This is a genomic window from Tenacibaculum mesophilum (assembly GCF_003867075.1).
GTDB classification, from domain to species: Bacteria; Bacteroidota; Bacteroidia; order Flavobacteriales; family Flavobacteriaceae; genus Polaribacter; species Polaribacter mesophilus.
On record NZ_CP032544.1, the window covers coordinates 1,229,898 to 1,255,074 of the forward strand.

24 protein-coding genes and 1 other RNA gene are annotated in these 25,177 nt (G+C 31.3%); 16 read left to right on the forward strand and 9 right to left on the reverse strand.

Annotated features, from left to right (window positions below):
- Window position 1 precedes the first annotated feature (1 nt).
- Window positions 2–1,162, forward strand: a complete 1,161-nt coding sequence (locus D6200_RS05585) for a gliding motility-associated C-terminal domain-containing protein (RefSeq protein WP_073183259.1) — start codon at window positions 2–4, stop codon at window positions 1,160–1,162.
- An 11-nt stretch (window positions 1,163–1,173) separates the two neighbouring features.
- Here D6200_RS05585 and D6200_RS05590 read toward each other — a convergent pair whose 3' ends face one another.
- Window positions 1,174–1,668 carry a DinB family protein gene (locus D6200_RS05590; RefSeq protein ID WP_047789621.1) on the reverse strand — a complete coding sequence of 165 codons (495 nt, stop codon included), beginning with the start codon at window positions 1,666–1,668 and terminating at the stop codon, window positions 1,174–1,176.
- Window positions 1,669–1,908: 240 nt separating this feature from the next.
- Here D6200_RS05590 and D6200_RS05595 point away from each other — a divergent pair, with 240 nt between their 5' ends.
- Window positions 1,909–2,625: a hypothetical protein gene (locus D6200_RS05595; RefSeq protein WP_073183261.1), complete on the forward strand. Its 717-nt coding sequence runs from the start codon at window positions 1,909–1,911 to the stop codon at window positions 2,623–2,625.
- A gap of 55 nt (window positions 2,626–2,680) precedes the next feature.
- On the opposite strand, the gene rny is transcribed toward D6200_RS05595, so the two are convergent.
- From rny to D6200_RS05615, 4 genes are all read right to left on the reverse strand, one after another.
- Window positions 2,681–4,246 (reverse strand): ribonuclease Y, encoded by a 1,566-nt coding sequence (rny, locus tag D6200_RS05600; protein ID WP_047789620.1) that lies wholly within the window; start codon window positions 4,244–4,246, stop codon window positions 2,681–2,683.
- A 48-nt stretch (window positions 4,247–4,294) separates the two neighbouring features.
- Window positions 4,295–4,403, reverse strand: a non-coding RNA gene (gene ssrS, locus D6200_RS05605) — 6S RNA.
- Window positions 4,404–4,459: 56 nt separating this feature from the next.
- Window positions 4,460–4,750, reverse strand: a complete 291-nt coding sequence (locus tag D6200_RS05610) for a cell division protein ZapA (protein ID WP_047789619.1) — start codon at window positions 4,748–4,750, stop codon at window positions 4,460–4,462.
- A gap of 15 nt (window positions 4,751–4,765) precedes the next feature.
- The gene (locus tag D6200_RS05615; protein WP_047789618.1) at window positions 4,766–5,056 is read right to left on the reverse strand and encodes a hypothetical protein; all 291 of its coding nucleotides are present in this window, start codon (window positions 5,054–5,056) and stop codon (window positions 4,766–4,768) included.
- A 148-nt stretch (window positions 5,057–5,204) separates the two neighbouring features.
- Between D6200_RS05615 and D6200_RS05620 the strand changes: the two genes are divergently transcribed.
- From D6200_RS05620 to D6200_RS05675, 12 genes are all read left to right on the forward strand, one after another.
- Window positions 5,205–6,896, forward strand: coding sequence for a M23 family metallopeptidase (locus D6200_RS05620; RefSeq protein ID WP_240627202.1), 1,692 nt, complete (start codon window positions 5,205–5,207; stop codon window positions 6,894–6,896).
- A gap of 11 nt (window positions 6,897–6,907) precedes the next feature.
- Window positions 6,908–9,352 (forward strand): carboxypeptidase-like regulatory domain-containing protein, encoded by a 2,445-nt coding sequence (locus D6200_RS05625; protein ID WP_073183266.1) that lies wholly within the window; start codon window positions 6,908–6,910, stop codon window positions 9,350–9,352.
- 164 nt (window positions 9,353–9,516) lie between these two features.
- Window positions 9,517–10,101: an SMI1/KNR4 family protein gene (locus tag D6200_RS05630; RefSeq protein ID WP_073183268.1), complete on the forward strand. Its 585-nt coding sequence runs from the start codon at window positions 9,517–9,519 to the stop codon at window positions 10,099–10,101.
- A gap of 45 nt (window positions 10,102–10,146) precedes the next feature.
- Complete coding sequence (locus tag D6200_RS05635; protein WP_073183270.1) at window positions 10,147–10,821, forward strand: hypothetical protein; 675 nt, start codon at window positions 10,147–10,149, stop codon at window positions 10,819–10,821.
- A gap of 29 nt (window positions 10,822–10,850) precedes the next feature.
- Window positions 10,851–11,177, forward strand: a complete 327-nt coding sequence (locus D6200_RS05640) for a DMT family transporter (protein WP_073183272.1) — start codon at window positions 10,851–10,853, stop codon at window positions 11,175–11,177.
- A 9-nt stretch (window positions 11,178–11,186) separates the two neighbouring features.
- Entirely contained in the window at window positions 11,187–11,546 is a 360-nt protein-coding gene (locus D6200_RS05645; protein WP_073183274.1) for a DUF2200 domain-containing protein, read from the forward strand.
- Between the two features lie 154 nt (window positions 11,547–11,700).
- Window positions 11,701–12,279, forward strand: coding sequence for a non-canonical purine NTP diphosphatase (locus D6200_RS05650; protein WP_073183277.1), 579 nt, complete (start codon window positions 11,701–11,703; stop codon window positions 12,277–12,279).
- Window positions 12,280–13,311, forward strand: coding sequence for a FecCD family ABC transporter permease (locus D6200_RS05655; protein ID WP_073183279.1), 1,032 nt, complete (start codon window positions 12,280–12,282; stop codon window positions 13,309–13,311).
- Between the two features lie 125 nt (window positions 13,312–13,436).
- Window positions 13,437–14,141, forward strand: a complete 705-nt coding sequence (locus D6200_RS05660) for an ABC transporter ATP-binding protein (RefSeq protein ID WP_317039781.1) — start codon at window positions 13,437–13,439, stop codon at window positions 14,139–14,141.
- A 65-nt stretch (window positions 14,142–14,206) separates the two neighbouring features.
- The gene (locus D6200_RS05665) at window positions 14,207–15,241 is read left to right on the forward strand and encodes a M28 family metallopeptidase (protein ID WP_206337274.1); all 1,035 of its coding nucleotides are present in this window, start codon (window positions 14,207–14,209) and stop codon (window positions 15,239–15,241) included.
- Between the two features lie 232 nt (window positions 15,242–15,473).
- Window positions 15,474–16,643 carry a histidine decarboxylase gene (locus D6200_RS05670; RefSeq protein WP_073183286.1) on the forward strand — a complete coding sequence of 390 codons (1,170 nt, stop codon included), beginning with the start codon at window positions 15,474–15,476 and terminating at the stop codon, window positions 16,641–16,643.
- Between the two features lie 54 nt (window positions 16,644–16,697).
- Window positions 16,698–17,339 carry an outer membrane beta-barrel protein gene (locus D6200_RS05675; protein WP_073183457.1) on the forward strand — a complete coding sequence of 214 codons (642 nt, stop codon included), beginning with the start codon at window positions 16,698–16,700 and terminating at the stop codon, window positions 17,337–17,339.
- Between the two features lie 42 nt (window positions 17,340–17,381).
- Here D6200_RS05675 and D6200_RS05680 read toward each other — a convergent pair whose 3' ends face one another.
- The 3 genes from D6200_RS05680 to D6200_RS05690 form a co-directional block, all read right to left on the reverse strand.
- Window positions 17,382–18,479: a methyltransferase gene (locus tag D6200_RS05680; RefSeq protein ID WP_073183289.1), complete on the reverse strand. Its 1,098-nt coding sequence runs from the start codon at window positions 18,477–18,479 to the stop codon at window positions 17,382–17,384.
- A 20-nt stretch (window positions 18,480–18,499) separates the two neighbouring features.
- Window positions 18,500–20,032: an FMN-binding glutamate synthase family protein gene (locus D6200_RS05685; RefSeq protein ID WP_073183291.1), complete on the reverse strand. Its 1,533-nt coding sequence runs from the start codon at window positions 20,030–20,032 to the stop codon at window positions 18,500–18,502.
- Between the two features lie 90 nt (window positions 20,033–20,122).
- Window positions 20,123–20,374 carry a type B 50S ribosomal protein L31 gene (locus D6200_RS05690; protein WP_047789607.1) on the reverse strand — a complete coding sequence of 84 codons (252 nt, stop codon included), beginning with the start codon at window positions 20,372–20,374 and terminating at the stop codon, window positions 20,123–20,125.
- 197 nt (window positions 20,375–20,571) lie between these two features.
- Here D6200_RS05690 and D6200_RS05695 point away from each other — a divergent pair, with 197 nt between their 5' ends.
- Together D6200_RS05695 and D6200_RS05700 are read left to right on the forward strand one after the other, a co-directional pair.
- Complete coding sequence (locus D6200_RS05695) at window positions 20,572–21,612, forward strand: glutaminyl-peptide cyclotransferase (RefSeq protein WP_047789606.1); 1,041 nt, start codon at window positions 20,572–20,574, stop codon at window positions 21,610–21,612.
- Between the two features lie 9 nt (window positions 21,613–21,621).
- Window positions 21,622–23,118, forward strand: coding sequence for a hypothetical protein (locus D6200_RS05700; protein ID WP_073183294.1), 1,497 nt, complete (start codon window positions 21,622–21,624; stop codon window positions 23,116–23,118).
- Window positions 23,119–23,877: 759 nt separating this feature from the next.
- Here D6200_RS05700 and D6200_RS05705 read toward each other — a convergent pair.
- Complete coding sequence (locus D6200_RS05705) at window positions 23,878–25,167, reverse strand: metal-dependent hydrolase family protein (protein WP_073183296.1); 1,290 nt, start codon at window positions 25,165–25,167, stop codon at window positions 23,878–23,880.
- Window positions 25,168–25,177: the final 10 nt, after the last annotated feature.

The following is a 25,177-nucleotide window of genomic DNA, read 5'->3' on the forward strand; positions in this document are numbered from 1 at the left end:
AATGAAAAATCTATTTTTCATATTATTTTCTAGTTCATTACTTGCTCAAAATGCATTTTACAATGTTGGAAATGTGCAATTACATAACGACGCCAAAATAGGTTTTCATACTAATGTAGTAAATAATGGTACATTAGATAATTACACAGGTTTTGCTGGTTTCTATTCTGATAATGAAGTAAGAACGATTTCCGGTACTAATAGTGTTAGTTTTTTTAATGTAGAAGTTGATGCTTTACAAAATATAGAACTTTACAACTCTTTAAAAATTCGTAATCAATTAGACTTTATAAACGGGCAAATTGTCACACCTAGACTCGACAACTCTATTTCTCTTCAATTTTTAGACTATGATTTTTATGCCGGGGAAGATAACTCTAGACATATTAATGGTTATGCCTTAGTAGAACAAGGAAATAAAAATACTACAAATTTTACATTCCCAATTGGAGATGGAAGTATGTTGCGTCCTATGAGTTTGCCAAACCATGATAAATATTATGTGTTCAAAGGAGCTTATTTTTACGAAAACCCAAATTTTCCTTCAACATTTACTTCAGTTTTTTTAACAGATCAAAAACAAGCTATTATCGAAAACGTAAGTAATATTGAGTTTTGGGATTTAGATGGAAATAATGAAACTCAAATTACATTAACATGGAATAACCGTAGTGATATTACATCAATAGCTAATCAAATTTCTCAATTAATAGTTGTTGGCTGGAGCAAAGCAGAAAATCAATGGGTAAACTTAAATGTAATGCAAGTTACCGGAGACTTGTCTGAAGGAACAATTACATCGGCGGCATTTACACCTAATAATTACGAAGTAATAACTATTGGTTCTTTGTTAAATAATGAAATAAGTAATAACAATAACATTCTAATATCTCCAAATGGAGATAGTCTTAATGACTTCTTGGTCTTTGATGAAGTTAATAACTATACACATAATAAATTAACAATTTATAATCGTTGGGGAAACCTAGTTTATGAAACTTTAAATTACAAGAATAATTGGGATGGAACCTCTAACGGTAGAGCTACACTAAACAAAGAAAGCAAACTTCCTACTGCTACGTATTTTTATTATTTAGAGCTAGGTAACTCACCCAATAAGTTAAACGTTATGAAAAAAGGTTGGGTGTATATTAACCGATAAATTATTAATTACTACTTTATTAATATTTTCTTAGGTGTTGTAGGATTATACCCAAAATCTGCATCAGGTAACTCTATTCCTAATTGATTTATAATAAAACCTATACTAGCAAAGTGATGTATTGCATGACTATGTGCCTGGATTAAAGCACTGCTTAAAGTATAATTTGCTGTTACTTTCCCTGTTCCTAAATCGTCAGTAACAGAAATAATTTTATCAAAATCTTCTGTCTTCAAACAATATAATTGCTCTATAACTTCATTAAAATATGCTATTCCTGAAGCTGTTTTTTGCTCTGCTAAATGATTACGTTCTCTATCAGAAAAATCAACACAGTTTTTATTTAACCCATTAAAAATGCAGGTAAAAACGTCTAAAATATGTCTCATATTGGCCCCTATGCTCGAATAATAAGGCGGAATAGATGTATCACTGTATTGTTCATCACTAATTGCTTCTAATAATTTAATCCCTCTTTGTAAATTTTTATCAATAGCTGCTATCATTCGTAAGTATAAGTTTTCAAGTAAGTCGTATAAATATAGAACTTTTTACGGGGAGAAATAAATTATTTTTTAAATCCTAAAAAAGACACTAAATATCAGTAGCTTAAAGTAAAAAATCACTTTATATTATTACTTTTAAAAAGCTTTAAAATATTTTTTGGCACGTTCTTTGGAAAATTACATAACAACTGCGGAAGCCGAAAAGCATATAGAGTAAGCATAACCCTAAAATTAGCAATTATGAGAACAGGGATACTTTTATTATTAGCAATGATGTCATTAACAACTGTAAATGCCGACAACATTGAAAAATCAACTAGCAAAATTGGGGTTACATACCGTTATAATGAAGCGGTTACCTTTGTAGAAAGAGGAATCCAATTTCATGTGTTTTTAAATGGAGATTTCGATTTTAACACTCACTACGATAGATATTCTGACTATGGTGTACGTATAAAACGAGATAGAAGAGGACGTGTTAGAAGTGTTGGAAACGTATATATAAATTACGATGCCAGGGGAAATGTAAAAAGAATTGGTAGTGTATTTATGAGATACAAATTCGGAAACTTATTTAAGGTTGGAAATCTACATATTCAATATGATAGATGGGGAAACCCAAGGTTTAGAGGACATGTAAAATCAGGAGGACATCACTATTATGGAAATGATCATTATTATTACGATGATGGAGTTGATGTAAATATCGACATAAACATAGGAGATATTTTTGATTATGACGATGTATATTTTTACAGAAAAGACTTTAGAAGAAACTATCGTCAGTTTAGAGAAGATAAAAACTTTTATTACTACAGAGCATTACCTAATGCAAAAATTGGCAAGCGTAGTAAAGTTATAAAAAGACGTAAACATAAAATTTACAAAAACGACAACAATAAATATAGAAAAGGAAAGCCTGAACAAAGAGGTAAATCAAGAAGAAACCATGATTAAACAAAAATCCCTCATCAAAATTGATGAGGGATTTTTATATTTTATAATTTAATAATTACTTCGCTACATTTACTGCTCTTGTTTCTCTAATTACAGTAACTTTAACCTGTCCTGGATACGTCATATCATTCTGAATTTTTTGAGAAATATTAAATGATAATTCAGCAGCTTTAGTATCGTTAACTTTAGCACTTTCTACCATAACTCTTAATTCACGCCCCGCTTGAATTGCATAAGCTTTTTGAACTCCGTTAAATCCAAAAGCAATATCTTCTAAATCTTTTAAACGTTGAATATAAGAATCTAATACTTGACGACGTGCACCAGGTCTTGCTCCTGAAATTGCATCACAAACTTGAACAATAGGAGCTATTAAACTCTTCATCTCAATTTCATCGTGGTGAGCTCCAATTGCATTACATACATCTGGCTTCTCTCCGTACTTTTCAGCCCATTGCATCCCTAATAATGCGTGTGGTAATTCGCTTTCTGTTTCAGGTACTTTACCTATATCGTGTAATAAACCTGCACGTTTAGCTGCTTTAGCATTTAATCCCATTTCAGCTGCCATAATACCACAAAGATTTGCTACTTCACGTGAGTGTTGTAATAAATTTTGACCATAAGAAGAACGATACTTCATACGTCCTACAGTTTTAATCAATTCGGGGTGTAAACCATGAATTCCTAAATCAATAACAGTACGTTTACCAACTTCAATAATCTCCTGAGTGATTTGTTTTTCGGTTTTCTTTACGATCTCTTCAATTCTTGCTGGGTGAATTCTTCCGTCTGTAACTAATTTATGCATTGATAAACGAGCAATTTCACGACGAACAGGATCGAAACACGATAAAATAATTGCCTCTGGCGTATCATCTACAATAATCTCAACTCCAGTTGCAGATTCTAAAGCTCGAATATTACGTCCTTCTCTACCAATAATTCTACCTTTAACGTCATCTGATTCTAAATTAAATACCGACACACAATTTTCTACAGCTTGCTCTACTCCTACTCTTTGTATAGTGTTTAAAACCACCTTACGAGCTTCTTGTTGCGCTGTCATTTTAGCTTCTTCAATGGTATCTTGTATGAAAGACATTGCATCAGATTTTGCCTCATCTTTTAATGATGCAACTAATTCTGTCTTAGCTTCATCTGCAGATAAACCTGAAATTTGCTCAAGCATGTCTACATGACGCTTGTGCATTTTTTCTAGCTCAGATTCTTTTTTTTCTAAGAACTCTAATTTATAATCAAAATCAGCTTCTTTTTTTTCTAATTGTTTATTAAGTTTTCTGTTTTTATCTAGTTCTGATGATACTTGACTCTCTTTATCTCTAATTCTTTTTTCTACATCAGAAACTTTCTTCTCTCTAGATAAAATTACTTTTTCATGCTCTGATTTTAATTCTATAAACTTCTCTTTGGCTTGTAATATTTTATCTTTTTTTATTGCTTCAGCCTCTACTTTAGCTTCTTTAAGAATGCTATTAGCCTCTTTTTTTGTTTCTTGTATTAATTTATTTGCATTAGATTTTTCTAACATTTTAGCAATAAAAAAACCTACTGCTACACCTATAATTCCTGCTAAAACAGGAAATAATATTCCCTCCATAATTTTGATTTGATTGTATAAAAAAAGCCCACATTAATAGGGTTTTAAAAACTCCAAAATAACAAGTTTAGGATTAACTGATTGATCAAGGATCCGAGGTAAAATCGGCTTGCTTTACTAATCACGACTCATCCTTTATAATTGAATAACGTTGAGTTTAACAAACAATGTACTAATGTAGGCAGTATATTAAATAATATATTTTAAAGAACGTTATAATAAATGATCTTCTAGCAAGTTAGTCAATTCATTTATCTTTTGCAATACTTCGGCTTTTTCTTTAGTATTTTTTAACGATACTATTTCTGCTTTTGATGCAAACTGTAAAGCACTCATTGCTAAAACATCTTGCTTATCTGCTACCGCATAATTTTGTTCAAACTTGGCTATTAATTCGTTAATACTTTTTGCTGCTTTTCGTAATCCTTCTTCTTCATCTGTACTATTTACACTTAATGGATATGTTCTCCCAGCAATTACCACATTAACTTTTATTTTTGCCATGCAAAAAAACTTATATTATGTATTCAAAAGGGTGATGCACTTATCAATCTCTCGAATTAAAGTATTTATTTTGAGTTTTGTTTCTCTTGTACTTTCGTTACTGCCCTCAATAGTTTTTGCAACTTTCAGCAAATTAAATTGTTTTTGCTGTTCTTCTAATTGCCTCTCTTTTTCCTGTAATAAAACTTGTAACTCTCCGTTATTTTGAAGTAAAACTCTATTTTCTTCTTTCAAAAACTCGTAGTTCGAAAGTAAGTCCTTCAATCTATCTTCCAGTAAATGAACTGCTTTTAAAGGGTTACTCATTTATTTTAGAGAATAAAACTATATTTACAAAGTTATTAATATAACTTATAATTAGCAACTCTTTTAGTGTTTTTTACTAAATTATTGATTTTAAATCTTTAACAGCTTTAATAGAATTTTATTAGTTTTGCTTTAAAACTGTTGCATTTTGAAATTTTATTTTTCTCTTATTCTATTTATCTTTTTTATTAGCGGACAAGCTCAAAATAAGTATCCGCGAAACTATTTTTCAAACCCTTTAAAAATTCCTATTGTATTGTCTGGTACTTTTGGAGAATTACGAAGTAACCACTTTCATTCTGGAATAGATATTAAAACTCAAGGTAAAGAAGGTATTCCTATTTACGCTCCTGCTAATGGATATGTTTCTCGTATAAAAGTGCAGCAATATGGTTTTGGAAAGGCTTTATATATAACGCACCCTAACGGTTATACAACTGTATATGCACATTTAAAACGTTTTGAACCAAGCATTCAACAGTATGTAAAAAGTATTCAGTACAAAAAAGAAAAATATAGTACAGGAAACCTTTTTCTTAAATCAGATAAATTCCCTGTAAAAAAAGGGCAACTTATTGGTTATACTGGTGATACTGGTAGTTCTGGAGGTCCGCACTTACATTATGAAATTCGAGATACTAAAACAGAACATATTATTAACCCAATGCATTTTGGTTTAACAGCTGAAGACGATAAAACTCCTACTGTTCAAAAATTAGTAGCCTATCCATTAAGTGATGATGCTAGAATTAATAATTCGGCATTAAAATCTGTTATTTCATTTAAAAATAATGGTGAAGGTAATTATATTGCCGAAAAAATTACTGCCAGTGGCACTATTGGTTTTGGTATTAGCGTGTTTGACCGATTAAATGGTGCTTTAAATAAAAATGGAATTTATAGTTTAGAAATGAAAGTAAATGGTAAACGTGTGTATTATCATGATGTTGAAACCTTTTCTTTCGCAGAGAGTAAATATATTAACTTATTAATTGACTATAAGCATTATAAAAAATATAGAGATAGAGTACAAAGAACACACAAGGTAGACGCAAATAGACTTAGCTTATATGAAGATTTAATAAACAACGGAAAAATATATATTGAAAACGGAGCTAATTACAATATTGAGATTATAGCCAAAGACTTCAAACATAACACTTCTAAAGTAAGGATACCAGTTAGAGGAACTGCAAGCAATTTGGTATTTAAGGAAAAAGATACTACTAACTATAAAATTATAGCAACTAACTTTAATAAATTTCATCAAAAAAATGTAACAGTTGCTTTTCCTAAAAACACTTTTTATAAAGATTGTTTCATTGATTTTAAAGTTGAAAATGGTACTGCAAAAATTCACAACCCTACAATTCCTTTAGACAAACGTTATACACTAACTTTTGAGACTTCTTTTTTAACAGAAGATCAAAAACAACATGTATATATCGCTAATGTTACAAATCCTAAATATCCAAGATACACATCTACAAGAAAAAAAATTGACAAAGTATATACTACCACTAAACTCTTAGGTAGTTATGCTTTACGTTTTGACACAGGAAAACCAACTATTCAGCTATACAATTTTAGTAACAATCAGTGGATTTCTAAAAATAAAACACTGAAAGTTAAAATTGGGGATAAAGAAACGGGAATAAAAAATTACCGCGCTACTATTGATGGTGAATGGATTTTAATGGAGTATAACCATAAAAAAAGAATACTTACATACGATTTTAATGATAAAAAGTTGGTTGGTAGCAAACATATTTTTAAACTTGTAGTCTCTGATAATGTGGGTAATACTGAAACAGTTTCAGCAACATTTTTCAGAAAGTAAACTAAACAAGCTTGAAAAAATTTATTCTTTTATTACTGTTCCCTTCACTCGTTTTTGCACAAAAAACAGCTACAGTAAAAGGAATCATTACCAATAAATTCAATACACCAATTGAAGGAGTTGCGATTTCTTATTTATCAAAAGGAACTACTACCGATGCCAACGGAATGTATCAATTTACCATTCCTATTCGCAAAACTGTTACTGTTACATTTACTCATGTTTCCTATAAAACTTTGGTAAAAAAATTCACTTCTAGAGGAAAAAGAAGCTTTAACTTCTCTCCTACTTTACAAATTAAGAGTGAAGAATTAGAAGAAGTTATTGTTAAAAACCAACAAAAAGAAGCACAGGGTATTACCAAAATAAAAACTAAAAAAGTAAAAAACATACTTGGTGCCAATGCCGGTGTTGAAAATATATTGATGACACTCCCTGGAGTTAGTAACAACAATGAATTAAGCACTCAATACAATGTTCGTGGAGGTAATTTTGATGAGAACCTAGTATATGTAAATGGAATTGAAGTCTACCGCCCTTTTTTAATCCGTTCCGGCCAACAAGAAGGACTAAGTTTTACCAATCCGCATATGATTCAGAATATCAATTTTTCTGCAGGTGGATTTCAAGCAAAATATGGAGATAAATTATCTTCTGTACTAGATATCACCTATCGAAAGCCAACCAACTTTGGCATTCAGCTAGATTTAAGTTTGTTAGGAGGTAGTTTTACCATTGAAGATACTTTTGCCAATAATAAACTAAGTGCAATTGTTGGTGTTCGTTATCGTGATAATAGCTTATTTGTAAATAATAAGCAGACTGAAGTTAACTTTAGACCCCAATTTACAGATGTTCAATCATTTTTAAGCTACCAAGCAACTAGCAAACTTACATTAAACCTCTTAGGGAACTTCTCTCTTAACAACTATAATTACCAACCATTAACTCGCAAAACCCGATTTGGAACTTTAACGAATCCGCTAGAATTGATCGTTTTTTATCAAGGGCAAGAAAAAGATCGTTTTCAAACCTTATTTGGAGCACTTTCTGCTGATTATCAAATTAACGACAACCTAAAACTTACAGGTACAATTTCTTCTTTTAATACACAAGAAGAAGAATATTTTGATATTGCTGCCGCTTACGCCATAGGCGAAGTAAATAGCAATATTGGTGCTGAAAATTTTGGTGAAGTTGAATTTTCTCAAGGAATAGGTTCGCAAATTAATCATGCACGCAACGACTTGGATGCTTTAATCAGCAATATTCAACTAAAAGCTACTTTAAAAGACGGTAACAATGAATGGAAAGCTGGTATCAAATACCAGAAAGAAAATAGTAAAGACCGCATTCGTGAATGGGAAGTGATAGATTCTTTAGGTTTTTCTGTTCGTCCACCACACCATATTCCTAATAATCAACCATACGAACCTTTTACAGGTCCTATTGAGCCTTACAGAAATGTGAGAGCAGAAAATGAAACAGACATTAACCGTATTACTAGTTTTTTACAATTTAGTAGAAAAACAATGTGGAACGACCACCAAGTTTGGATGAATATTGGCGTTCGTGCTCATTATTGGTCTATAAAAACAGCTTCTACTAATAGTTATTCTCAAACAATCTTTAGTCCTAGAGCACAATTTGCTATAAAACCTAATTGGGAGAGCGATATGCTATTTAGAATATCTGGCGGATGGTATTCACAACCTCCTTTTTATAAAGAATTACGTGATTATGACGGACAAGTACATCCCGAAGTAAAAGCACAAAAGTCAATTCACTTAGTTGCTGGGAATGAATATAGTTTTAACGTATGGGAGCGTCCTTTTAAATTAGTTACTGAACTTTACTATAAAGACTTATCTGATGTAAATGCTTACTCTGTAGATAATGTCCGTATTCGTTATCGCGCAGACAACGTTACTGATGCCTATGCTTATGGTTTAGACGTTCGCTTAAATGGTGAGTTTGTTCCGGGTAACGATAGTTGGGTAAGCTTTGGATATTTAAAAACCGAAGAAAATAGTAACAATAGAGGTTACATTGCTAGGCCAACCGATCAACGTTTAAAGTTTGGTGTACTATTTCAAGATTATGTACCTAACTTACCTGATTTGAAAGCCTACTTAAACTTAGTTTACAATACAGGTTTACCAGGTGGAGCTCCTGCATATTCAGATGTATATCAATTTCAAAACCGTTTAAATGATTATAAACGTGCCGATGTGGGAATTTCTTATGTTTTTGCAGATGCAAACAAACAACATACAACAGGTTTTTTAAAAAGTTTTAAAGAGCTTACTGCTGGTTTAGAACTTTTTAACATTTTTGATATTCGTAACTCCAATACCAACACATGGGTACGTGATGCTTACAGTAAAAATCAATACGGCATACCTAACTATATGACGGGAAGAGTGCTAAACTTCAAATTAGGAATGCAGTTTTAGTCTCCTTTACTCTTTTTAACGAAAAATTAGCGAAAAAACTTCCTTACTCATTTTACATACATAGTACTTTAGCTCAAGAATTTAAAAGTACTATGGAAAACTCTATCCATTTTTTGTAAGAGAGTTTAATAAGCACCAATATTATACTACAAAAAATAATTAAAATGAAAAATCAACAAATTGAAATTGAAAACTTATGGAGTCGATTTAAAAATTGGATTACTTCAAATGCTCCTCATTTATCAAAAGACCTTCAGCCTGCAGTTCAACCAGAAGAAATAAAACAATTACAACAAACTATACAAACAGAATTACCTGAAGACTTTATAGCCTTTTTAAGTATACACAATGGTCAAAATAGCAATGCTGATGGTTTTATAGATGCTGAAGAGTTACTTTCTTCTGACCGAATAATGGACGAATGGAAAATTTGGTATGATTTATATCACAGTGGAGACTTTGATGATTGTGAAGCTGAGCCTGACGAAGAAATTAAAAATTTTTGGTGGAACCCTAAATGGATACCAATTACCTATGACGGATCAGGAAATCATCTTTGTATAGATATGGACCCTACTGAAAATGGAACCAAAGGGCAAATAATAAGGATGTGGCATGACGATAGTATAAGAGAATTTATTGCTCCTTCTTTTAAAATTTTCTTTGAAAACTATTGTAACAATCTTGAAAATGGCAAATATGTTTACTCCGACGAATGGGGAGGTATAGTTAATAAAGAAGATGTTTAAATCATTTTTTTTACACTGTAAAAACTATAAACAATACACAACATTATGAATTACGAACAACATTTTCAACGCTCATCTGAGATTAGAAATGAATACTGGCAACAAACAGGAACTCCTTTTTCTGATGTTATAGGAAGTATGATTAACCCTACCTTTTTAGGAGGGCCAAAATGGCCTTCTTTGCGACAAGCACATATAGGAATCAATACTGATAATGAAACTATTATAGCTACAGACGGATTAAGTGATCCATATGACGACTACGATACAAACTCAGAAAACCAAACCTATAACGGTATTGGTTTAGAGCTCTATGCAATTAGCGGTAATAAATATGAAGACATTCAACAGGTTATTGATTCTTGGGAATTTAAAGTTATACGAAGAGCAAGTAATATTGCTGCTGCAAACCCTAATATTTCATATACTATAAATGATTACACCTACATTTCAACTACTATTGATAGTAGTGAATTACCTGAATATTTTGTAAATGAAGATGAAGAGGTTGGTATATTGTTAGGTTTAAAAAATAACAGTATTAGTGACTCTTTAAAATTAAGTATTGAAGAAATAGCATTGGTTAACATAACACATTTAACTCCAAAAGAATTAGCTTATATATTAGAAAATGGAGCTGAGGGAAGAAATAAAGTAGCAGAATTACTTACTAATAAAAATTTTCATAAATTAACATCTCAACGAGAATCTGTTATATAAAATAATCAGTTAACAGTAAAATTTAATAAATGAATTGGACTTTATTAATTACAGCTGGGCTTTTTGAAGTCGCTTTTGCTGCTTGTCTTGGCAAGGCTAAAGAAGCCACGGGAATTGAAGCTTCTTACTGGTATATAGGCTTTTTAGTTTGTTTATCTATCAGTATGTTACTTCTTATAAAAGTAACACAAGAGCTACCTATTGGAACTGCTTATGCAGTTTGGACAGGTATAGGAGCTGTAGGAACAGTATTAATTGGGATTCTGATTTTTAAAGAACCTGCTACATTTTGGCGACTCTTTTTTATCACTACCTTAATTATTTCAATTGTAGGACTAAAAGTAGTTTCTCACTAACTATAAAACATGAAAACAACACCAAAACACGACGAAAGAATTGCAAACATAACTTTTGCTTCTGTTTATCCACACTATGTTACGAAAGTTGAGAAAAAAGGTAGAACTAAAGAGGAGTTACATCAAATAATTGAATGGTTAACTGGTTTTGATAACCAGATGTTAAACAACTTAATTGATCAAAAAGTAACTTTTGAAACCTTCTTCAAAGAAGCCAACTTAAATCCAAATGCCCATTTAATTACAGGTGTTATTTGTGGTTATCGAATAGAAGAAATCGAAACTCCGTTAACGAAGCAAGTTCGCTATTTAGACAAGCTTGTAGATGAATTAGCTAAAGGTCGTAAAATGGAAAAAATTTTACGATAAACCTTTTAGGGTACTTAATAATTTTTAACCCTACCTTCTCACAATACCTCTTTATTTACAAGACTTTCAAGACGAATATCTTTTTTATAAAAAATAAAAACACCAGCAAAGATGATAAAAATTGAATACATTTGCTTTTGTTAATTTTCAACACATGAAACTAGTTTTTGCTACTAATAATCTAAACAAACTTGCTGAAGTACAAAAAATGCTCCCTAGCTCTATTGAGTTACTTTCTTTGAAAGATATCGATTGCTTTGATGATATTGAAGAAACTGCAACTACTTTAGAAGGTAATGCTAAGATTAAAGCAAATTACATTACCGAAAAATTTGGATATAATTGTTTTGCCGACGATACAGGTTTAGAGGTAGAAGCTTTAAATGGAGAACCAGGAGTATATTCTGCTCGCTACGCAGGTGAACCTGCTAATGCTGAAAACAACATGCAAAAACTATTAACAGCGTTGGATAATAAAACTGATAGAAATGCTCAGTTTAGGACTTCTATTTGTTTAAATTTAGACAAAAAACAGTTTTTATTTGATGGAGTTTGTAAAGGAACTATTTTAACATCTAAACAAGGTGAAAAAGGTTTTGGATATGATCCTATTTTTCAACCTGAAGGATACAATAAATCATTTGCAGAAATGACTTCAGAAGAAAAGAACAAAATAAGCCATAGAGGATTAGCAATTCAACAATTAGTAGCATTTTTAAAATCAATTAACTAATTGAATTTATCAAAAACATACACCTTTCATTTTTTACTTTTATCGGTTTTACTGATCTTTTTTTTATTATTAAACATTAGCTTAGGTTCCGTATCAATACCTTTAAAAGAAATTTTCAATTCCTTATTTGGTAATCCAGTAGCAAAAGATAGTTGGGAAACCATTATTATCAACTACCGCTTACCTAAAGCAATTACTGCAATACTGGTAGGATCTGGATTAGCCATAAGTGGTTTGTTAATGCAAACATTATTCAGAAATCCACTTGCTGGTCCTTTCGTATTAGGAATATCTTCTGGCGCAAGCCTTGGTGTAGCATTACTCATTTTAGGCTCTAGTGTTTTTGGAGGATTTTTTTTAGTAGCAATCTACTCCAACTGGGCATTAGCCATTGCTGCTAGTGCAGGATCTTTCTTAGTATTATCAGCGGTTATTATCGCTGCAAATAGAGTTCGTAATACGATGTCTATTTTAATTATTGGATTAATGTTTGGCTCATTAACATCAGCAGTTATTAGCGTATTAGCTTTTTTTAGTGAAGCTGAACAAATACAACAATATTTATTTTGGAGCTTTGGAAGTTTGGGTAATCTAACTTGGACTGAACTTTCTGTTTTTGGAATTATTTATCTCGTAGGAATTCTTGGAACATTCTCTGTCATAAAACCTCTAAACAGCTTTTTACTAGGCGAAAACTATGCAAAAAGCTTAGGAATTAATATTAAAAAAAGTAGAAATATCATTTTACTAATCACAAGTATTCTTACAGGAGTAATTACAGCGTTTTCAGGTCCTATTGCTTTTGTTGGACTAGCTGTTCCTCATATAGCTAAAATGATTTTCTCTACATCAAATCATAAAATTTTATTACCCGCTGTTGCCTTAATTGGAGCTATTATTCTTTTAATTTGTGACAGTATAGCGCAGTTACCCACAAGCGAATTCACTTTACCTATTAACGCAATAACATCATTATTTGGAGCACCTGTAGTTATATGGCTATTAATTAGGAAGAAGAAAATATATGTGTAAAACTAAGATTATAAACAGTTAAACAAGCAAACATCAATCAACAACAAAAACATATCGTCTTACAAACAGAAAATCTTTCAATAGGATACAAATCAAAAAGGCAAGAAACAGTTATTGCTTCAGCTATTGATTTAGCTATCGAAAAAGGAAAATTTGTTGCTTTGTTAGGTAAAAATGGAATTGGAAAATCAACCTTACTCCGTACCATTTCTAAGGTTCAAAAACCTTTGAACGGAATTATAAAAATCAATCAAAAAGAACTTTCAACCTACACCAGTCAAGAATTATCTACTACCCTAAGCTTAGTATTAACCGAACGTTTACCCCTAAGCCAGCTAACTGTTTTTGAACTCGTTGCTCTAGGACGTCAACCTTACACCAACTGGATTGACAAACTAACTCAAGAACATCTAAAAAAAATTCTCTGGGCAATTGAACAGACAGAAATCTCCCATTTAAAAGATAAACGATTTTATGAATTGAGCGATGGTCAGCTACAACGAGTACTTATTGCTAGAGCTTTGGCTCAAGATACTGAAATCATTATTTTAGATGAACCTACTGCTCATTTAGATATACATCATACATTCAAAGTGTTTTCTTTATTAAAAAAACTCGTAAAGAATACAAGAAAAACTATCATTATATCTACCCACGAAGTGAATTTAGCCATTCAACTTGCAGATGAATTCATACTTCTTTCTGAAAAACAACTATATACAGGTACTTCACAAGACTTAATTAGTAAAAATGCTTTTGAAAAACTTTTTCCAAAAGAATTAATAAGTTTTAACAAAACATTAGAACAATTCGTTATCAAGAAAAATTAAATTTGAGCAATTGTAACATTTTCTTACTTTTGAAACTAATCGAACTAAACAAACCTTAACTATTGATGAAAAAATTACTTTTTATGGCTAGTGCAATTGCATTGGTAGCATGTGGTTCTAGCAAAGAAACAGCTAGTACTGATAATGATACTACTGATTTTGCAGCTAAATATGCCAAAACTATTACTGCAAAAGATTTAGGAAAACATCTATTTATCTATGCTTCAGATGAATTTGAAGGAAGAAACACGGGGGAGCCTGGACAAAAAAAAGCGGTAAAGTATTTAAAAGATTTCTATGTTAGTCAAGGAATAGCTTCTCCTTTAAGTGGTGATGATCACTTTCAAGAAGTACCTTCTGAATACTTAAGTAACAACCGTAGAGGAATGACTTTAAAAGATTCTGAAAATGTTGTTGCTTTTATCAAAGGAACGGAAAAACCAGATGAAATAGTAGTTATTTCAGCTCACTTAGATCACGAGGGAGTTAAAAATGGAGAAATATACAATGGTGCCGATGATGATGGATCAGGAACTGTAGCTATTTTAGAAATTGCTGAAGCTTTTAAACAAGCTGCCGATGCTGGTAAAGGCCCTAAACGTTCTATTTTATTTTTACACGTTACAGGTGAAGAAAAAGGTTTATTAGGATCTAAATATTATACTGAAAATCCAATTTTCCCATTGGCTAATACTGTTACCAACTTGAACATTGATATGATTGGTAGAGTTGATGACCGCCATAAAGGAAATCCAAATTATGTATACTTAATCGGTTCTGATAAGTTAAGTACTGAATTACATAACATTTCTGAAGCGATGAATAAAAAATATACTAACATCGATTTAGATTATAAATATAACGATGATAACGACCCTAATCGTTTTTATTATCGTTCTGACCACTATAATTTTGCTAAGCACAACATTCCTATTATTTTTTATTTTAATGGAACACATGCCGACTATCACAGACCAACTGACACTCCTGACAAAATCAATTATGAAATGTTAGAGAACAGAACTCGTTTGGTTTTCCATACAGCTTGGGAAGTTGCGAATCGTGAGAATCGTGTTGTGGTTGATAAAGCCGCAGAATAAGGTCTAATCAAATTTAAATTATAAAGTTTAAAAGCTCATCTAAATTAGATGGGCTTTTTTATTTTCTTTAATATTACTCTTAAAATATATCTCTTTTTAAACTTAAAAAAGAACCCTAACCAGATTATTTATCTACTAAAAAAAATAAATTAGAAAAATAATCTAAATATCAAACTAATACCTGATAAATAACATTCCTTAGTTTACATTTGCCCGCTTAAATTTTAATACTATGGTTAACGAAGGGAAATTATCATTAGAAAATCAACAAAAACTAGATAAATTACAAGAAGAATTAGCTTCTGCTCGCGATACTTTTTTAGGATATCCTGTATCAAAAGATTTCGATTATTCAGAATTAAATAAATTTTTTCAATATCCAATTAACAACCTTGGTGATCCTTTCGAACAAGGCACTTATCGTGTGCGAACCCATGAAATGGAACGTGAGGTTATTGCATTTTTCGCAAAACTATTTAGAGCAAATCCGAAAGACTTTTGGGGATATGTTACCAACGGTGGTTCAGAGAGTAACCTGTATGGTTTATACATTGCTCGTGAATTATTTCCTAAAGCTATGGTATACTATTCTGAATCTACTCATTATAGTGTACGTAAGAATATCCATTTATTAAATATCCCAAGTATTGTAATTAAATCGCAAGAAAATGGCGAGATGGATTATGAAGATTTTGAAAACACTGTTCGTATGAACCGTCACAAACCAGTAATTGTATTGGCAACTTTTGGTACAACGATGAAAGAAGCAAAAGACGATATAGGTAGAATTAAAGGAATTTTAAGCAACCTTGCTATCCAAGACCATTATATTCATTGTGATGCTGCCTTAGCTGGCTCTTTTGGACCGTTCATGCAACCTCGTCTCCCTTTCGATTTTATGGATGGTGCTGACAGTATATCTATTAGTGGACATAAATTTATTGGTTCACCAATACCTACTGGTGTCTTAATGGCTAAACGATCTAACAGAGACAGAATTGCTAAAGGAATTTCTTACATCGGTTCTTTTGATACTACTATTACAGGCTCTCGTAACGGACATTCTCCTTTATTCTTGTGGTATGCCTTAAAACAATTAGGTGTTGAGGGTCTACAACAACGTTACCTACATAGCTTAGCTGTAGCTGAATATTGCGAAGCTGAATTACAAAAAATTGGAGTAAATGCTTGGAGAAACCCAAATGCAATTACTGTTGTATTACCAAAAACTCCACAAAGTATTAAAGATAAATGGCAGTTAGCTACTGAAGGGAACATTTCTCATGTTATTTGTATGCCTAACGTAACAAAAACTCAAATTGATGAATTTGTAAATGACTTAAAAAATTGTACAGAACAAATTATTGAGGAGGAATTTTCCTATGATTTTTCATTAAGCTAACCTTTTATTAATCTAAGACAAGTACTTTTGATTGCTTTAAAAGAAAATTTAATTATGAAGAAATTATTATTAAGTACAATGCTATTTGCATTGTCATTTGCTTATGGGCAAGGAAAAAAAGAAAATGAAAAATTAACTATTGAAAAAGGCACGTGGTATGTTGGCGGGAATGTTTCTTTAGGACACACCAATTCCGAATTTGAAGATTCACCTAATACTTCTAAGTATTTTAATTTTAACTTCTCCCCTAAGATAGGTTATACTTTCAACGACAACTTAATTCTAGGGTTGGGCTTAGGGTATGGATACACGGAAAGCGAGTCAGGAAACACAACAAATAATCAAGTAAACACAACTAATCATTTTAGAGTTTTCCCTTACATCAAAAAATATTTTCCTGTTGGAAAGAAATTGACTATTTCGTTACAAGGAGAATTTAGGTATAGCTATTCAGAATATGAAAAAAATGACGTTTTAAATTCTAATGGAGGGCATACAAACGAGTATTTTATTGGTGTTCGACCAGGAATAACTTATTTCTTAAACAAAAATTTAGCTTTAGAGGCTAACATAGGAACTTTAGGATACAATAATGCTACACAAAAGTCCGGGAGTCCATCAAAAAGAACTTGGAGTTCTTTCAACTTTAATATAAACTCAACTGATTTAATGTTCGGTTTATCATATTATTGGTAGTATTAAAGTTTACAAATCAAACAAGAAACGCTAAGAAAATTCTTAGCGTTTTTTTATACATTCTATTATTTGAAACTTTTTATTTTGTTGTAATACACTTACCGAAGTAAAAAGCTTTGTTAAGTGCGTACTATAATTCAAATGTGAATTAGCAACTAACAAAAATCTTCCGTTATTTTTCAAACAATTTTCTACTCCTTTAAAAAGGTTTAGTGCCACTTCAATATTATTCTCATATTCAAAATGAAAAGGAGGGTTCGATACTACTAAATCAAAAGAATTTTGTTTTACCCCCTCTAAAGTATCATCACATAAAAATTCTGCTTTTTTTTCTTCTAAGTTAATTTTAGATGATTCTATAGCTAAGTTAAAATCATCTAGCAAAGTTACTTCTGCTTGTGGGTTTTGCTCAGTAACTTCATAAGCTATAATTCCATTTCCAGAAGCTACATCTAATACTTTTAACTCCTCTGTTTTAACTTCTAAATTTTCTAAGAAAAATTGCGTTCCTATATCTATGCTTCCAGAAGAAAACACACCGTAATATTGCTGTAAGACTTTGCTTTTCCACTGGATGGTATTAATTAGATCCTTCTGTTTGACTTCTTTTTTAGGTACTTTTAAAATCAACAAACGTGCTTTTTTCCATGCTTTTGATTGAGTAACCCCTTCAAAATATTGTTCAGCAACTTTTATAAAAGAAACTGAAAAATATTTAGTCATAAACCCACAAACTACTTCAGTATTTTCATGTGAAGCTTTATGTATTTGTTGTAAAAACAACTCAAACAACTCTAATGACTTTGGAATTTTAATCAATGCTAAATCAACACTCTCTAAGTTGTCTAAAGGAGTTTTAAAATCGACTTCCGTAGAAATGTTATTCAGTTTTAAATTTTGACGAATTGCTTTTTGCTGACTAGCATACGTCCAAACAGCCGTAACTTTTTTATGCTGTAAAGCGCAATTCCACACTCCAAAACGGTCATTAAAAAGGTGTAAACCCTCTATATACTTATCGGTTATATAATCTAACACTAAGAGTTCAGCGTTACTCCAAGCTCGTAAACTTTTGTCGGAAGTCTTGGGGTAACGCTGTAATTGATATGTTTTTGACTGTATTTTTACTCTAGTATCCAATTTTAACTAGTTTTCTTTATTTAACTAACTAAAACCTTTTCTTTAGTGTAGTAAACTTTATCTAACGAAGTTATTTCTCCTGTTCTTTTTCTTCTAAAAATGTGTTTTGCCTCTACATCTTTAATTGAATCTTTTCCCATAGCTGCAACCATTTCTTTAATGGCACTAATTGTCTTATTATGGTAATTCTTTACACGCATATTCTTATACTTAACTACCAAAGCCTTTACTAAGTCCTTCTCTTGTGTTGCTACACCCACAGGACAAGTATCTAAATTACATTCACGTGCCTGAATACAGCCTAAACTTAACATAAAGCTACGAGCCATACCAATTGCATCGGCTCCTAATGCTAGATATTTAATCACATCAAAAGCATCAATAGCTTTACCACTTGCAATAATTTTTATTTGGTCTTTTAGTCCGTATTTTTTCAACATCTTATTTACAAAAGATAGTCCTTCTAATAACGGTGTACCAATGTAGTTTGAAAACTCTAAAGGTGCTGAACCTGTCCCTCCTTCTCCTCCATCAACAGCTATATAATCAGGGTAATTATTAGCATCAGCAAAAGCTTTAATCATCGCTTCGATTTCATCGTTGTCTCCAACACAAAACTTAATTCCTATTGGTTTACCTCCTGATAACTCTCTTACTTGCTGAATAAATGCAACCATTTCGTCAAAATTAGAAAAAGCATCATGTGCCGGTGGTGAATCTACTCGTGTAAAAGGCTCTACAGAACGAATTTCAGCAATTTCTTTCGTGTTCTTTTTTGCTGGAAGAATTCCACCATGACCTGGTTTAGCTCCTTGTGAAAGCTTTATTTCAACCATCTTTACCTCTTCTCTAACAGCATTTTTCTTAAAAACCTCAGCATCAAAAACACGTTTACCATTTACACTTTTCCCTGCTCCAAAATACCCTGTACCTACCTGAAAAATTAAATCTCCTCCTTGTAAATGATAAGGAGAAACTCCTCCTTCACCTGTATTATGTGCAAAACCACCCATTTTAGCACCTTGGTTTAATGCCATAATTGCATTTTTACTCAACGAACCAAAAGACATTGCAGAAATATTGATTATAGAAGAGTCATATTTTTGTGTACACTTATCTGAACCAATAAGTACTCTTTCTCCTTTAATATGATGATGGTCTTTAGGAAATAGTGAATGTTTTACAAACTCATACCCCTTTGCATATACATTATGTTGGGTACCAAAAGGTACTGTTTCAATTTCTCTTTTTGAACGCTGGTAAACAATACTTCTTTTTTCACGATTAATAGGCTTTCCGTTTAAATCGTCTTCAATAAAATACTGTTGAATTTTTTCTCTTTCTTCTTCAAATACCCAACGTAAACGAGCAATTACTGGAAAAGCTCTCATTAATGAATGCTTTTTTTGAATAAAAGCATCATATATTGCTAACAGAGTAACTGCTGTAGCTACTGTTAGTAAAATGTAATTTCCCATATCTGGCATGAAATAAACTAACACACCACATAAAATATTTATTACAATAACAACAGATAAGATAGTATCTCTCATTTTTTTTATTTTTTTGCAAAAATACAATTTTAGCATAAAAAAAGCTCTGACATATAGCCAGAGCTTTCTTGTATATTTGAATACTTGAAATTATTTTTTGAATTTCGCGTACTTATTTTTGAACTTATCAATACGCCCTGCAGTATCTACTAACTTAGACTTACCAGTGTAGAAAGGATGTGAAGTTCTTGAAATTTCTAATTTAATTAATGGATACTCAACTCCTTCTACTTCTAAAGTTTCTTTTGTGTTAGCAGTTGAACGTGTTAAAAAAACATCTCCGTTAGACATGTCTTTAAACGCTACCATTCTATAATTTTCTGGATGTATACCTTTTTTCATCTCTTGTAAATTTAAAATCTTTTATTTTTGTTGAAAAAATTATAAAGTTGGTAAAGCTTTATAGTTCTTTCATATATCAAAAACCTGCAATGGCTATTTGAGGGTGCAAATTTAACCCTTTTTTTTAATTTGCAAACAAATAATTTGCTTTAATTTGTAGTACATCTTTATAAACTATAGAAAATAACATTTTATATATGCGTTTTTATAAACTTTTATCATTAGGATTAACTACTTTACTCATAACTTCTTGTAGTGAAACTAATTACAAATTTAAATTAAACACTACTAAAAAAACCACTCTAGGCGAAAAAGCCGCTATTAAGTTTGAACAATTGAAGGGGGAGCAGATAGATTCTGTACACCTTTATGTAAACAACAAACGTGTAAATACTAACGAAACAAGTGTTACTATTAATACTGCCAATTTTGGTGTAGGAAAACATGCTGTTACCGCATTGGCTTTTTATCCTAATAAGTCAAAAAAATTAAACAACTCTATTGAGATTTTAGCAAAAGAGGCTCCTGCTGTATACTCTTATAAAATTGTAAACATTTACCCACATGATAAAGGAGCCTATACTCAAGGACTAGAATATAAAAACGGTTATTTATATGAAAGTACGGGTCGAAACGGTGAGTCTACTTTACGAAAAGTTGAATTAGAAACTGGAAAAGTTTTACAAAAGATAGATTTGGATGAAAAATACTTTGGTGAAGGAATGACCATTTTTAATAATAAAATTTATTGGTTAACATGGCACGCTCGAAAAGGATTTATATACGATTTTGAAACATTTAAACAACTTGGCAGCTTTAATTACACCAATAGTAATCAAGGATGGGGATTAACACATAACGGTTCTGAGCTTATTAAAACGGATGGAAGTAACAAAATTTGGTTTTTAGACGCCAATAATCAGCAAGAAAAAAGAAGTGTTCAAGTATACACAAACAAATATCCCGTTGATAATTTAAATGAAATTGAGCTAATAAATGGTAAAATTTATGCTAATAAATGGCAACAAAACTCAATAGTTATTATCAATCCAGAAACAGGTGTCGTTGAAGGTGTAGCTAACTTAAATGGATTGAGAGATATTGTTGCTAAAGATCAAACTTTGGAGACTCAAGATGATGTACTAAACGGAATTGCATATGATTCTGAAAACAATCGTTTATTTGTTACAGGAAAACATTGGGGAAAATTATTTGAAATAGAATTAATCAAACAATAATCCTAAACCATGAAAAATACCCTTCCCATACTAGCACTTATTCTATCCATTATTGTAATATCTTGTAGAAAAGACTTCAATACAGTACCTAGTTATGGGAAGTTACAGTTTTCAAAAGACACCGTGTTTCTAGACACTGTTTTTAGCAACATAGGTTCTGCTACTTATAACTTAAAAGTATACAATAAGAGTAGTAAAACTATTACAATTCCAGAAATCAAATTGGAAAATGGAAATACTTCAAATTATCGATTGAATGTAGATGGATTAGCTGGTGACAGTTTCAATAATATTGATATTTTGGCAAATGATAGTATTTATATTTTTATAGAAACCACTATTAATGTTAACACCATTACCGATCCTTTATATACTGATAAAATATTATTTGATAATGGAGAAAACCAACAAGATGTAGATTTAGTTACTTTAGTACAAGACGCTCATTTTATTTTTCCTTCTAAAAACAGTTCGGGTATTGAAACATTAACTATTAATGGTAAAGAAACCGAAATTCAGGGTCGCTTTTTAACTGACGAAGAACTAATCTTTACTAATGAAAAACCTTATGTCATTTACGGTTACGCTGCTGTACCATCAAGTAAAACACTAACAGTTGAAGCCGGAGCTAAAATTCATTTTCACAATAATTCAGGCTTAATTATTGATAAAGATGCAAACTTTAAAGTGAATGGAACTTTAGATGAAAAAGTAATTTTTGAAGGAGACCGATTAGAACATCAGTTTAGCGAAATTCCAGGACAATGGGGGGCTATTTGGATACGTGAAGGTAGTTTTAACAACGAACTAAATTATACTCAAATTAAAAATGGAACTGTTGGACTTCTTGTTGACGGACAAGATACCTCCTCTCCCACGCTAACAATAAAAAACACTGAAATATATAACAGTTCAAACTATGGTGTTTTAGGTAGAAACACACATATTGAAGGAGAAAACATAGTAATAGGTAGCGCAGGACAATCTGCATTAGCTTGTACTTTTGGTGGTAAATATAACTTTACCCATGCTACTTTTGCTAACTTTTGGAACAATAGTATTCGTCAATTACCTTCGGTTTTAGTCAACAACCACATTAGTTATCTTAATAATGATAACCAAGAAGTTACAGAGACTAATGATTTGGTTATCGCTAACTTTATAAACTGTATTATTGAAGGAAACAACAACGTTGAATTTATTCTTGATAGAATTGATGGTACAACCTTTAATTACTCGGTTGAAAATTGCTTAATAAAATTTAATGACCTTAATAATTCATTCACAGATAATACTGAATTGAATTTTAATGATACTGAACATTATCAAAATAACATTTTAAACGGAGAGCCTAACTTTAAAGATGTTACTAAAAATGAGTTTATCATTGGTGAAAATAGTGATGCTATTAATAAAGCTAAACCTTCTGCTGTTTCTAATGATATTTTAGGTGTAGACAGAAGCACTTCCCCTGATATTGGAGCTTACCAACATACTAATTTTTAACTCTTCAAAAAGAGTCATTAAACATTAAAATATTTATCAAGCGATATATATCTTACAAGCTATAAAACGAATTCAAGTTAAAAAATATGTTACTTGTTTTTTTCGTTACATAACTTACCTGTAGTACACTTCTTTTCAACCTAAAAAACACTCCATTCATCGAATTAAAAGTAAAAGAGCATAGAATCTAAAATATATTTGTAGTGTATTTGTTTCATTCATAGTAATAAAATAGATTAATTAGTTTGGTTAGTTGAGAGCTATTCTTTATTAATAAACATTGAATAGCTCTTTTTTAAAAAAGAAATCATTAAACATCAAAATATTTGTCGGGGGGCAACACTATAGATACGTATCTATAAATAAAAGGAATGCTGAGCATTCCTTTTTTGTTCTTTTTTATAAATTCTTTACAAAAATAAATTCAAATTAAAAAACATGTTACTTGTTTTTTTCGTTACATAACTTATCTGTAGTAGGCTTCTTCTCAACCTAAAAAACACTCCATTCATCGAATTAAAAGTAAAAGAGCATAGAATCTAAAATATATTTGTAGTGTATTTGTTTCATTCATAGTAATAAAATAAATTAATAAGTTTGGTTAGTTAAGAGCTATTCTTTATTAATAAAATTGAATAGCTCTTTTTAAAAAAAGAAATCACTAAACATCAAAATATTTGTCGGGGGGCAATACTATAGATATATATCTATAAAAAAAGGAATGCTGAGCATTCCTTTTTATTTTTAACGTACTGTTTTTCAATTCATAATTTCTTTATAAACCCTCCCACTTTTCATCACAAAAACTACTTTTTCCATCGTATGAATATTTTGAATAGGATCTTCTCCTACTGCAATGATATCTGCTACAAACCCTTTTTTAATCTGTCCTAACTCATTTTTCATGCCTAATAATGCTGCATTAGTCACTGTTGCAGACTGTATCGTTTCTATAGCAGGCATTCCTGCTTCAACCATGTACCCAAACTCTTTTCCATTCTTACCATGTTTAAAAACTCCTGCATCAGTACCAAAAGCTATTTTTACACCCTTTTTATAAGCTCTTCCAAAAGTTCCTTGTATTTGTGGACCAACAGCTAATGCTTTAGGCACTACAATTTCTGGATAAAAGCCTTTTACTTTAGCCTTCTCTTCTACTTCTTTTCCAGCTGTAATAGTTGGTACCAAATATGCATCGTATTTTTTCATCAACTCCATTGTTTCATCACTCATATAAGTTCCATGTTCAATCGTTTTTACCCCTCCAATTATGGCGCGTTGCATTCCTTCATCTCCATGAGCATGAGCCGCTACATGCATTCCGTAATCTTTAGCTGTTTCACAAATTGCTTTTATTTCCTCAATAGTAAACTGCGGATTGTCTCCGCTTTTGGCCACACTTAATACGCCTCCTGTAGCTGTAATTTTTATACAATCTGCTCCATTTTTGTAACGCTGTCTAACCGCTTTTCGAGCATCTTCTACCGAATTTACCACTCCTTCTTTTGGCCCAGGGTTTCCTATTAGCTTTCTACTGCTTCCATTTGTTGGGTCTGCATGCCCTCCTGTCGTTGCTAAAGATTTCCCCGCAGTAAACACTCTCGGACCTACAATTTTTCCCGATTTAATTGCTTTAGCTAAAGAAATATTAACCCCTGTTCCTCCCAAATCTCTTACCGTGGTAAAGCCGTTTAACAAAGTGGTTTCGGCAAACTTAACTGAGTTATAAGCTCTATCAGCATCATTCAAAATATATTTTTCCAGTCTTGTTTTCGGACTATGTTCACTTTCAACATGCACATGCATATCAATCAATCCAGGCATTACCACCTTATCTTTCAAATCTATCGTTATATCATCAGTATTTTCAGGGTTCACATATCCTTTTAACACATCAATAATCTTGTTACCTTTTACAATTATAGTTTGTTGTTCTTTTATTTTACCTTTTTCTGTATCAATTAATTTCCCACAAAATATATAGGTATTTTGAGCAAATGTTGTGATTGACATTGTTAGGAGAAGCGTTAAAAAAAGTCTTTTTTTCATGATAATTTAA